Raw genomic sequence first — 11,803 nt, forward strand, 5'->3', positions numbered from 1 at the left:
GCACGCTCTTGGAATTGGACCCGGATGACACGGGTGCGGCGTCAGCGTCGCTATCAAAATGCCATGACCGTGGGTCTGGTGTTGCTGGCCCCGACGCTTGCCGCCGCGACCTTTCTTGTTCTCGGACCGCTCGACACCGGCGCGGGGGCGCAGTTCAACCTGCGGCTGGTGCTGCTGGCCGACCTTGTCTACATGCTCTTGCTCGCGGCACTGGTGCTGCGCCGCGTTGCCACGCTGGTCGCCGCGCGGCGGGCAAAATCTGCCGGCTCGCGCCTGCATTTGCGCCTGACCGGGGCGTTTGCGCTGATGGCGCTCTTGCCGACGATAACTGTGGCGGTGTTTGCCGTTCTGACGATCAATATCGGGCTGGAAACATGGTTCTCCGAACGCGTGCGCAACGTCGTGGGCGCGTCCCTTTCCGCGGCCGAGGCTTACGAGGAGGAACATCGCGAAGGCCTGACGCTCGATGCCCGTGCACTCGCGGCATTTCTCGACGCCAACCGTCGCGCGACCTTCATCATGGATGACGGTGAATTGCGGCAGGCGCTCAGCCAGGGACAGGCACAGATCCAGCGCGGGTTGCGCGAAGCCTATGTCGTCGACGGGGCCGGCGAAATCCGCGCCCGCGGCGAAGGATCATACCTGTTCGACTATGAACGCCCGGCGCTCGACGTGTTCTCCGATGCCGATGAGTCCGGCCTCGAAATGGTGCAGGACTGGGACAATAACGAATTGCGCGCCCTGATCCCGCTGCAAGCTTTCACCGACCGCTATCTTTACATCACCCGCGAGGTGGACGGTCAGATCCTCAACCTGCTGGATGACACCCAGGCAACCGCCCGGTTATACCAGCAGCAGGAAAAGGACCGGGGCCGTGTGCTTTTCGATTTTGCGTTGCTCTACCTCGGGTTTGCCTTCTTGCTGATCCTTGCCGCGGTCTGGCTGGGGCTGTGGTTCGCGGAACGGCTCAGCCGTCCTGTCGGGCGCCTGACAGGGGCGGCGCAGCGCGTTGGATCCGGCGATCTTGACGTGAAGGTGGTCGAGGAAGACAGCGACGACGAAATCGCCATGCTTGGGCGTTATTTCAACCAGATGACCCGCCAGCTCAAGGGCCAGCGCGAAACGCTGCTCGACAACACCCGCCAGATCGAACGACGTCAGCGGCTTTTCGATTCCGTTCTGACCTCTGTTACCTCCGGTGTTGTTGGCCTGGACAGCGACGGGCGCGTGACCTTCGTGAACCGGTCCGCCGAGCGCCTTCTGCGCTGGCAAAAAACCCAGCGCAGCGTCGAAATCTTCATGGCGGTCCCCGAGTTCGGCCCTCTGTTCGACCGTTTGCGGATGCAGGGGATCGAAACCGCGCAAGACGAAATCAAGGTGAGCCGCGAAGGGCGACTGGAAAACCTGCTGGTGCGCATGTCCACCCGCCGCCGCGAGGATGGCGGCCTTGAGGGCTATGTGATTGCCTTTGACGACGTAACCGATCTTGTCAGCGCACAGCGCCTTGCGGCCTGGGGCGACGTGGCGCGCCGCATCGCGCATGAGATCAAGAATCCGCTGACGCCGATCCAGCTGTCGGCGGAACGCATTCGCCGCAAATTTCACCGGAAGCTGGAGGATGCGGATGCCACCGACCTGGAGCAGATGACGGATGTGATCGTCCGTCAAACCACGGATTTGCGGCGCATTGTCGATGAATTCTCCAAATTCGCGCGCATGCCCGAACCCGAACGCAAGCCCGAAGACGTCCTCGATATCCTGCGCGGCGCTATCTTGCTGCAAGAGACCGGACAACCAGATGTGCGTTTCGTGATCGACTTGCCGAAAGAGGCGGTACCGGCCGAAATTGATGCGGCCATGATCGGGCAAGCCTTCACAAATCTGGTAAAGAACGCAGGCGAAGCCATTGAAACCTATAAGGAAACCGTGCCGGAGTCGGACATCCAGCCGGAAATCCGTATCACCTGCACCCGCGAGGATGATATCGCGGAAATCCGTATTTCGGACAATGGTATCGGGCTTCCCGAAGACAGTGCGCGCCTGTTCGAGCCTTATGTGACGACGCGCGAGAAAGGCACCGGTCTTGGCTTGCCGATCGTGAAAAAGATCATCGAGGAACATGGCGGTACGTTGGCGCTGGACGCCGCCGCGCCGTTTGACGAAACAGGCCGGCGCGGCGCGATGGCCGTGGTCCGGTTGCCTGTGCTTGTCGCAAAGCAGATCGATCGGACGCAGTCCGGCGCTGCTTTGGCGGAGGCTGGTTCAGTAAGTGACGATTAAATGGAGATGAAGGTGAGGCAATGAGCGATATTCTGATTGTAGACGACGAGCGCGATATTCGCGAACTGATCGGCGATATCCTTGAGGACGAAGGCTATACGACCCGGCTTTCCGGAAACTCCTCCGAGGCGATGGCCGAGATCAACGCCGAGGAACCGGCGCTCCTGATTCTGGATATCTGGCTCAAGGACAGCAAGATGGACGGGATCGACATTCTCAAGACCGTCAAGCGCGACAACCCGGATGTGCCGGTGGTGATCATTTCGGGTCACGGAAACATCGAGATCGCTGTCGCTGCGATCAAGCAGGGCGCCTATGATTTCATCGAGAAGCCGTTCAACATCGATCAGCTTCTGGTGGTGATCCGCCGCGCGATGGAAACCAGCCGTTTGCGCCGCGAGAACCAGAAGCTCAAGCGCCGGGAGGCGGATGTGGCGCAGATGGTCGGGGAGTGCGCGGCATATCGCGGGTTGGTGGCGCAGCTTGACAAGGTGACGAAATCCAATGGACGCGTCTTGTTGTCCGGGCCTGCGGGCAGCGGCAAGGAAGCGGCGGCGCGCTATATCCACAGCCATTCCAACCGCGCCGGCGCTCCGTTTGTCTGCGTCAATTGCGCCGGAGTGGCCCCCGAGATCATGGAAGACGTCCTGTTCGGCCGCGAAACACCCGAGCGCGGTGTCGAGCCGGGGCTTCTGGAACAGGCGCATGGCGGCGTGATCTATTTCGACGAGGTGGCGGATATGCCGCCCGGAACCCAGTCCAAGATCCTGCGTGTTCTGGTGGACCAGCAGTTTCAGCGCGTTGGCGGCTCCGACAATGTGCGGGTTGATCTGCGGGTGATCTCCAGCACCAACCGGGATCTGGAAGCCGAGATCGAGGCAGGCACGTTCCGCGAGGAACTCTATCACCGGCTGAACGTCGTGCCGATCGCGGTGCCGAGTCTTGAGGACCGGCGCGAGGACATTCCGATGCTGGCGGCGCATTTCATTGACCTGTTCAACCGGACCCAAGGCTTGCCCAAACGCGGGCTGAGCGGCGACGCTGTGGCGCTGCTTCAGACGATGGTCTGGCCGGGGAATGTGCGGCAGCTCAAGAACCTGATCGAGCGTGTGCTGATCCTGGGCGACGGCACCGGTGACATCGCCGCCCGCGAGTTGCCGCAGGAGACCGCACAGGCCGAGGACGAGGATGGGCGCGTGGTGCTGTCGGGGACGCTCGCGACCATGCCCCTGCGCGACGCACGCGAGGCGTTCGAGCGGGAGTACCTGCTGACGCAGATCAACCGGTTCGGTGGCAATATCAGCCGCACCGCCAGTTTCGTCGGGATGGAGCGCAGTGCGCTGCACCGAAAACTGAAATCGCTGGGAGTTGTGACCGGGTCCAAGTCGGGCAGCCGCGTGGCGTACTTGGAGGACGAGGAAGACGCTGTGCAAGCGGGATGACGCAATGGGGGTGATGATTGATGGTTGCGCGCAGCGTGGGCGGCGCTCTGGGCCTGCTGGCGCTGCTGGGCTGCACGGGATCTGACCACAGGGCGGCACCTGATCCGCTTGCGTTTGCGGCGCAGGACGCGGTCGAACCGGACGTGAAAACAGCCGAAGTGGCCAGGGCGCTGCTGGCGCTTGGGCCATCGGTCGATCCGGACGAGGCGGAGCGGGCGGCGCGGGTCGCGGTGACAGACCCGCTTGACTGGGCGAAAGCGTGGCGCATGACCGATGCGCCGCTGATCCACAATTTCAAGGTCGTCAACGGGCTGCGCGAGAAAGGCGTCTGCCAGGATTTCGCCAATGCCATGCACCGGAGCTTGCAGGCGGAAGGGTTGCGGACGTTGCAGATTCATCGGGCGCTGGCGAATGCGAACAATCTGCGGCTGGAGCATACGACGGTCGTCCTGACGGCACGTGGGCAGCCCATGACGCAGGGCATGGTGCTAGACCCGTGGCGGTTGGGGCAGGGGCGGCTCTGGCATGGCCGTGTTGCCGAGGATGATCGGTACGCGTGGAAAACGCCGGAGGCTGCCCTGGCATATCGCAACCGCCGCAGCACGGGTGGATGAGAGGCACCGGGACAGCCTTGCCGGATAGGTCCGTTTTGGCCATAATGTTTCGCGCGCGAAACATCAGGTCCGGAGCGGACCTATTAAGGGTTTGGTAACGTTGGAGGTTTCCGGTACGGGATACGTGGTTTCACGCATTTTTCGGGGGGCGGGTGGCAATCCGTGCAAGCACGCATAGGAGGGGCGTCACCCGACGCGCAATTGACCCCACTCGCGGGCTCTGCCAAACAGAAGCCTGCGCCACAGCCAAAGGGTCCGTCCGCGGGCAAAGCACATGAAAGTCATCATCTGCGGAGCAGGTCAGGTCGGTTGGCAGATCGCGCGGCACCTTTCGGGCGAGCGCAATGACGTCACGGTGGTCGACAGCAATGCCGAACTTGTTCGACGGGCGACAGATGCGCTGGACGTGCAGGGGATCACCGGCTTTGCCTCCTACCCGGACGTCCTGGACCAGGCCGGCGCGCGCGACGCGGACATGATTATCGCCGCAACCCATTCCGACGAGGTCAACATGGTGACCTGTCAGGTCGCGCATTCGGTCTTTTCCGTCCCGCGCAAGATTGCGCGGTTGCGGTCGAAATCCTACCTGACTGCGATCTATTCGGACCTGTACCGCCGCGATCACATGCCCATCGACGTGGTGATCAGCCCCGAAATGGAAGTGGCCAACGCCGCCATTCAGCGGCTCAATGCGCCGGCTGCCTTTGACACTGAAACCTTCCTGGATGGCGACGCCACGCTGATGGGGCTGACCATCGACGACGACTGCCCGATCATCAACACACCGCTCAAGCAGTTGACCGATCTGTTTTCGACCCTGCGGTCCATCGTCGTGGGCATTCGCCGTGACGGCACGCTGTTTTCCCCCGAGGCCGAGGACCAGGTTTTCGCGGGGGATGCCTGTTATATCATGGCCCATGTCGAGGATGTGCGCCGGACACAGGAGATTTTCGGCAAGACGCATCGCAAGCAGGAGCGGGTTGTCATCATCGGGGGCGGCAATGTCGGTCTCATGGTGGCCAAGGAACTGGAACAGCGCACCGACCGCGTGCGCGTCAAGATGATCGAACGCAACCGCAAAAGCGCCGAACGCGCCGCCGAAGCGCTGGAGCGGACGATTGTTCTGTACGGCGACGGGATGGACGTCTCCCTGCTGGCCGAGGCCAAGATCGAGCGCGCGGATGCCGTGCTGTGCGTGACCGATGACGACAAGACCAACATGCTGGCCAGCGTGCGGGGCAAATCCGAGGGCTGCCACATGGCGATTGCCCTGATCAATGATCCGACACTGGAGCCGCTGATGGATCCGCTGGGCATCGACGCGTATATCAATCCGCGCTCCGTGACCGTGAGCTCGATCCTGCGCCATTTCCGCCATGGCCGCGTGCGCTCGGTCTATTCGATCGGCGATGCCGAAGCCGAGGTGATCGAGGCCGAGGTTTTGTCGACCTCGCCCATGGCGGGACAGACAATACGCAATGTCGATTTCCCCGAAGGCGTTCTGATCGGCGCGGTGCGCAAAGCCGGCAAGGTGCGGCGCCCGGTTGGGTCGATGGTGATCGAAGAGGGCGACCAGGTGGTGATCTTTGCCCTGGCGAAGGATGTGCCGGAGGTCGAACGCCTGCTTCAGGTTTCGATCGATTTCTTCTGAGCCATGACGGTTCTGTATCGCCTGCCGCTGTTCTTGTTTCTGTTGGGGCTGGCGTCCGCCTCGATGATCCTGCCGGCCTGCGTCGCGCTCTGGAACGAATCGCATCAGGACGCGCGGTCGTTCTTTTATGCCGGCCTGGTCGGACTGATCTTTTGCGTGCTGGGCGGTCTGGCCTTGGCGAACCGGCCGCATAATCGCAATGCGATGCGCCAGTTGCTGGCGCTTCTGGGCTGCTTCCTCATCTTGCCCGCGGCGCTCGCGGTGCCGTTCTACGAGGCCGTGCAGACGACCACGTTCCTCAACGCCTACCTGGAAATGGTGTCGAGCCTGTCGACGACCGGCATGCCGCTTTTCGCGCCAGAGCGGTTGTCGATGTCCGAGCATCTGTGGCGGGCCCAGGTGGGCTGGATGGGCGGTCTGCTGATCTGGGTTGCCGCGGCGGCGATCCTCGCGCCGCTGAACCTCGGCGGCTTCGAGGTGACATCGCTGGGCGAACCCGGACAGGACATTATCGCCGGGGCGGCCCGGCGCGACACCGCCGATCCCGCAAGCCGCCTTGCCCGCAGCGCCGCCGTGCTTTTCCCGGCCTACGGCCTGCTGACGCTGGCGCTATGGGTGTTGCTCATGGTGGTGGGCGACACGCCCTTCATCGCGCTGACCCATGCGATGGCGGTGATGGCCACCTCCGGTATATCCCCGGTCGGCGGACCGACCGGCGCGGAAAGCGGCTTCGCCGGCGAGGCGATCATGGCGGTGTTTCTGCTGTTCGCCCTGTCCCGCATGACGTTTTCGCAGGACACTGGTTCGGCACAGAAGGCGGGCCTGCTCCACGATCCGGAGTTCCGCTTGGGGCTGGGCATTGTGCTCCTCGTGCCGCTCATGTTGTTCGCGCGGCATTTCGTGGCGGCGCTGGACCTTGGGGGGCAGGAGAATCTTGCCGCCGCGGCGCGCGCCCTGTGGGGGGCCGGGTTCACGGTCCTGTCTTTCCTGACAACGCATGGGTTTACCAGTTCCAACTGGGGCAATGCGCAGAACTGGTCGGGGCTGGAAACACCGGGTCTCATCCTGATGGGGCTTGCCCTGATCGGGGGCGGGGTGGCCACGACGGCGGGTGGTGTCAAACTGTTGCGCGTCTTTGCGCTCATCGTCAACGGCATGCGCGAGGTGGACCGGCTTGTGCACCCGTCCTCGGTGGGCCGCTCGGGCCTCGTGTCACGGCGCACTCGGCGCGAAGGTGCGTTCATTGCCTGGGTGTTCTTCATGATCTTCGCGATCACGCTGGCGGGCACCACCGTTGCGCTGGCCGCGTTCAACATCCCCTTCGAGCAATCATTGGTCATCGCCGTGGCCAGCCTGTCCAACTGCGGCCCCTTGCTGAGCGTGGTCGAAACGGGACGGTTGAGCCTGATCGACCTGGGCGCCGGGCCGAAACTGATCATTGCGATCGCGATGGTCATGGGACGGCTCGAAATGCTGGCGCTGGTGGTCATTTTGACACCGGATCTCTGGCGCGATTGAGCATTCCACCCACAGCTGCAGAAATTCCTTGTTTTTCCTCTGGAATTTACGAAACCCGCAAGACATAGTGATCCCAAATCACGAGCTTGATGCATCAAAAGCAAGAACAAAGGCAATTTTTATGGCATCTGATAGACAGAACCTTCAGGACGCGTTCCTGAACCACGTCCGCAAGACAAAGGTGCCGGTGACTGTTTTCCTGATCAACGGCGTCAAATTGCAGGGTGTTATCACGTGGTTCGACAATTTCTGCGTGTTGCTGCGACGCGACGGGCAGTCACAACTCGTGTACAAGCACGCCATTTCCACGATAATGCCATCACAGACGATCAATCTGTATGACGGCGAAGGCGAAAATTGAAGGAACACGAGACGTCTGTGACCCGCGGATGGGTCCTGCATCCTGACATCACCAGCGACCGGTCGCGCCGCCCCGCCGACCCGGCCCTTGAAGAAGCGGTGTCCCTGGCCGTGGCCCTGCCGGGCCTCGACGTTGTTGGAAGCGATGTTGTTCGCCTGCCGAAACCGCATCCTGGCGCACTCTTCGGTTCGGGCAAGATCGAAGAGCTTGCGACGCGGTTCAAAGACCACGAGATCGAGCTTGTCATTGTCGATGGCCCGGTCACGCCGGTCCAACAACGCAACCTCGAAAAGGCCTGGGGGGTCAAGCTGCTGGACCGCACCGGCCTGATCCTCGAGATCTTCAGCGACCGCGCCGCCACCCGCGAGGGTGTGTTGCAGGTCGAAATGGCCGCGCTCAGCTATCAGCGCACCCGGCTGGTGCGCGCCTGGACGCACCTGGAACGGCAACGCGGCGGGCTCGGATTCGTCGGTGGCCCCGGTGAGACCCAGATCGAGGCGGACCGCCGCGCCATCGACGATCAGCTGGTGCGCCTGCGTCGTCAGCTTGACAAGGTGGTCAAGACGCGGGGCCTGCACCGCGCCGCGCGCGCCAAGGTCCCCTATCCCATCGTGGCGCTGGTGGGCTATACAAACGCCGGAAAATCGACACTCTTCAACCGGCTGACCGGGGCCGAGGTGATGGTCAAGGACATGCTTTTCGCTACCCTGGACCCGACCATGCGCGCGGTCAAGCTGCCGGATGGCCCCGAGGTGATCCTGTCGGACACGGTGGGTTTCATCAGCGATCTGCCGACCGAACTGGTGGCCGCGTTCCGCGCGACGCTGGAAGAGGTGCTTGCAGCCGACCTGATCCTGCATGTGCGCGACATCAGCCATGATGCAACGGATGAACAGGCCGACGATGTGCGCGATATCCTCAATTCGCTGGGGGTGACCGAAACAACGCCGCTGCTGGAGGTCTGGAACAAGACCGATGCAATGGCCCCCGAAGATCGCGCGGCCGTGCTGGCGCGCGCGGATCGGGATGCGGGGGTCTTTGCCACCTCGGCGCTCACCGGCGACGGATTGGGGCCACTGCTGGCCGCCGTGAACCGCAGCCTCGAGGGGGAGCGGCGCGAAGACACGCTCCACCTGGGCTTTGACGAAGGCCGCAAGCGCGCCTGGCTGTTCGACAAGGCACTGGTCGAGGAGGAAAGCCAGGACGAGACAGGCTACACGCTCAAAGTGCGCTGGTCCGCCAAGGACGCGCGGCAATTCGAGACGCTTTGAGCGGCTCCAGTGTCCCGGCTTCTCTGGTTCAGAAATATCCCGGGGGAGTCGCCCTTGGCGACGGGGGCAGAGCCCCCTTGGCGCGCTTCGCGCGCGCCGGTCGGATGGCCGAAGGCCATCCGAAGCTTGCTAGTCCCGCACCAGCCGCGTCACGCCAACCGATGCCGCACGGGCAAGGTCTGCGTCCAGCGACATCGGTATATATTCGCCACGCCGCCAAAGCGTGCCCAGATCGTCGTAATGCCGGGACAGGAAATGACCCGACTGGCCCGTTGACAGGATAAAGACCGAACTGTCGGGATCGGCGAAATCATAGACCCCGCGATAGGCAGCGCCGTGTATGTTCTGGAACGGCGTGTCCCCGTCGCCCGATCCGCGTCCGCGCATCAAGGTGTGATCGCCGCCCGATGTGCTTTGGCGAATGTTCACGAAATAGCGCAGGACCGGGACATCCCCGAGCACCGGATGGTCGTGTGCGGCTTGATGCGCGTCGCCCCAGCGCAGCGACTCCAGGGCCGTGCCATGGTTTTCCGAGATCCAGACAAGCGCATCGTCCAGCGCCAGGCGGGCGATGTCCGAGCAGGTCTCCTTGACCGCAGACCGGATGACGTCGCACCAGGCGCTGGCGCCATCCACATCGCGGTACACCCGTTCGATGAACAGTGGCTCGACGCGTGTGAACTCGGTGGCCAGCGGCCCCAGGTCGTCCCGGATCAGCCGATCCTGCAAGGCGCGCAGCCATGCGGAATAGATCAGGGGTTCGGGCAGATGTTCGTTCATCTCGCCGTTCCAGTTGGCCAGCAGCTCGAGCGCGCGTTGGCGCAGGCGGTCGGCTGTGCCCTCGGGGGCGGCTTCGCCGGTGAACCACAGATCCGCACCGATCAACGGCAGCAATCCCCGCGCGGTGATCGACACGGTGTCCAGCTGCGCTTCGATAAAGCTGTCGCGGGTGTGGACCTCGCGACCTTGCATCAGGCCTTTCCAGCGCATCACCCGCTGGCTGTCCCCCCACTCATGGCTGACATGCAAGGGAAAGGGGCGGTCAACGATCTTGTTGTTGGTATTGCCGACGATTCCGCCCGCGGGGTTGCGAAAGACCGGGTTCGCGTCGTTCGGGAAAATCCCCTGCCAGCGATTTTCGGCGCGCCAGCCAAAGGAGGGCAATCGCCCCTTGCTTTGATGCGCGGCATCGCGGCGGGGCATGGCGCCGATCATCTTCATGGCGATGCTGTCGCCGTCGATCACGGTCAGGTTTTGCGACGGTGCGACGTAATCCCGCGACGCGTCCAGTGCCTCGTCCACCGATTGCGCATGCATCAGTGCGATGGCCGCAGATAACGACGTGTCCTGCGGGCTGAGCGCTGTCCAGGACAGGGCCGCCACGTGATCCGGCGGTGTGACGGCGTTCAGATCGAATTGCGTGCCCGGCAGCACCGGGCCATTGTCGGTCCAGCGCAGGGTGAGCGTGACTGGGGCGGATTCCTTGATGTTGATGATCGACCGGCGGGTTTCGAAGCGCTTGTACCCGTCCGGGGTGCGGTATTCCTCGCGGTTGTCTGGGTTAAGCTCTTCGAGAAACAGGTCCTGATCGTCCAGATAGGACGAGGTCAGCCCCCAGGCGATCGCGTCTGACCGTCCCGCCATGATCGCCGGGATGCCGGGGATCGATGCGCCGATGACCCCGCCGGAAGACAGTTGCATGCGCGCGAGATACCAGGTCGCGGGGGCAGAGAATTTCAGGTGCGGGTCATTGGCCATCAGGGTCGAGCCCGTCGCCGACCGCGAGGCATCGGCCGCCCATGCGTTCGATGCGCCGGCGAGGCCGCGTCGGGCCACCGGCCAGAACAGGGGGTCCGGACCGTTGTCGGCGAATTGGGTCTGCGGTGGCAGCTCGGGCATCAGGGACGCGTACTCGGGAAGTGCAGCAACACCTTGGCCGGGGATGTCGGGCAGCAGGTCGGCCAAGCGGGTCTCATCGGGCAGGAACAGGGCCAGGCGCGCGCGCAGCACCTCTTCGTTGATGTGACTGGACAGCTGCAACGCCATCAGTTTCACCAAGGCAATCGAATCTGCCGGTTGCCACTGGGCAAGCGGGGCGTTGAAGACAAAGAACTCGGGAGCTCCGCGGCCAAGGCTGTCGCGGTTGATCTCGGTGATGCGGGCATTCACGCCGGCGGAATAGGCGTCCAGAGCGTCGCGCGTGCGCGCGTCCTGCGCATCCACCGACCGGACCGCCTGCGTATGGATATCCAGCCTGCGCAGCAGCTTGTCCGTCTCCACCGTGCGGGAGCCGAAGATTTCTGACAGCCGTCCCTGCGCGGTGCGGCGCAGCAGCGTCATTTGCCAAAGACGGTCCTGCGCATGGGCATAGCCAAGCGCGAAGAACGCGTCGCGGTCCGAGGCGGGAAAGATGTGCGGCACGCCCGAGTTGTCGCGCACGATTTCGACGTCGGCGGTCACGCCGGAGACCGTAACTGTCTTGTCGTATTCGGGCAGGGACCGCGACGCGAGATAGTAGACCGTCAGAACGCCGAGGGTGCCCAGAACAAGGGCTGCGGTGGTCAGCCACACCAATGCTCTGAAGATCACGGCCACGTCGTCTTTACCTTTCAAACCGGGACACAGGCCCGCTTGCACCGTCCTGCGAAGGGCCTACAGAACACGCA

The 11,803-nt window shown here is 63.3% G+C and carries 8 protein-coding genes; 7 read left to right on the top strand and 1 reads right to left on the bottom strand.

Going from position 1 to position 11,803, the window contains the following annotated elements:
* Window positions 1–63: 63 nt before the first annotated feature.
* The 7 genes from LCF59_RS09910 (at window position 64) to hflX (ending at window position 9,137) form a co-directional block, all read left to right on the top strand.
* Window positions 64–2,280 carry a PAS domain-containing sensor histidine kinase gene (locus LCF59_RS09910; RefSeq protein WP_292287307.1) on the top strand — a complete coding sequence of 739 codons (2,217 nt, stop codon included), beginning with the start codon at window positions 64–66 and terminating at the stop codon, window positions 2,278–2,280.
* Between the two features lie 20 nt (window positions 2,281–2,300).
* Window positions 2,301–3,722: a sigma-54 dependent transcriptional regulator gene (locus LCF59_RS09915; protein ID WP_292287308.1), complete on the top strand. Its 1,422-nt coding sequence runs from the start codon at window positions 2,301–2,303 to the stop codon at window positions 3,720–3,722.
* 20 nt (window positions 3,723–3,742) lie between these two features.
* The gene (locus tag LCF59_RS09920; RefSeq protein WP_292287309.1) at window positions 3,743–4,336 is read left to right on the top strand and encodes a hypothetical protein; all 594 of its coding nucleotides are present in this window, start codon (window positions 3,743–3,745) and stop codon (window positions 4,334–4,336) included.
* A gap of 274 nt (window positions 4,337–4,610) precedes the next feature.
* Window positions 4,611–5,987 carry a Trk system potassium transporter TrkA gene (gene trkA, locus LCF59_RS09925; protein WP_292287310.1) on the top strand — a complete coding sequence of 459 codons (1,377 nt, stop codon included), beginning with the start codon at window positions 4,611–4,613 and terminating at the stop codon, window positions 5,985–5,987.
* A 3-nt stretch (window positions 5,988–5,990) separates the two neighbouring features.
* Entirely contained in the window at window positions 5,991–7,505 is a 1,515-nt protein-coding gene (locus LCF59_RS09930) for a potassium transporter TrkG (RefSeq protein WP_292287311.1), read from the top strand.
* A gap of 121 nt (window positions 7,506–7,626) precedes the next feature.
* On the top strand, window positions 7,627–7,866 hold the full coding sequence (hfq, locus tag LCF59_RS09935; protein ID WP_292287312.1) for an RNA chaperone Hfq: 240 nt from the start codon (window positions 7,627–7,629) through the stop codon (window positions 7,864–7,866).
* Between the two features lie 17 nt (window positions 7,867–7,883).
* On the top strand, window positions 7,884–9,137 hold the full coding sequence (gene hflX / locus LCF59_RS09940) for a GTPase HflX (RefSeq protein ID WP_292287313.1): 1,254 nt from the start codon (window positions 7,884–7,886) through the stop codon (window positions 9,135–9,137).
* Window positions 9,138–9,266: 129 nt separating this feature from the next.
* Here hflX and LCF59_RS09945 read toward each other — a convergent pair whose 3' ends face one another.
* A complete protein-coding gene (locus LCF59_RS09945) occupies window positions 9,267–11,732 on the bottom strand; it encodes a penicillin acylase family protein (RefSeq protein ID WP_292287363.1) in 2,466 nt (821 codons plus the stop codon).
* Between the last annotated feature and the right edge of the window lie 71 nt (window positions 11,733–11,803).

The organism is Marivita sp., assembly GCF_020055675.1.
Classification (GTDB): domain Bacteria; phylum Pseudomonadota; class Alphaproteobacteria; order Rhodobacterales; family Rhodobacteraceae; genus Marivita.

Bases quoted from the DNA above. Each gene is read 5' to 3' on its own strand.
- LCF59_RS09910 (WP_292287307.1), top strand. From the start codon at position 64: ATGACCGTGGGTCTGGTGTTGCTGGCCCCGACGCTTGCCGCCGCGACC.
- LCF59_RS09915 (WP_292287308.1), top strand. From the start codon at position 2,301: ATGAGCGATATTCTGATTGTAGACGACGAGCGCGATATTCGCGAACTG.
- LCF59_RS09920 (WP_292287309.1), top strand. From the start codon at position 3,743: ATGGTTGCGCGCAGCGTGGGCGGCGCTCTGGGCCTGCTGGCGCTGCTG.
- trkA (WP_292287310.1), top strand. From the start codon at position 4,611: ATGAAAGTCATCATCTGCGGAGCAGGTCAGGTCGGTTGGCAGATCGCG.
- LCF59_RS09930 (WP_292287311.1), top strand. From the start codon at position 5,991: ATGACGGTTCTGTATCGCCTGCCGCTGTTCTTGTTTCTGTTGGGGCTG.
- hfq (WP_292287312.1), top strand. From the start codon at position 7,627: ATGGCATCTGATAGACAGAACCTTCAGGACGCGTTCCTGAACCACGTC.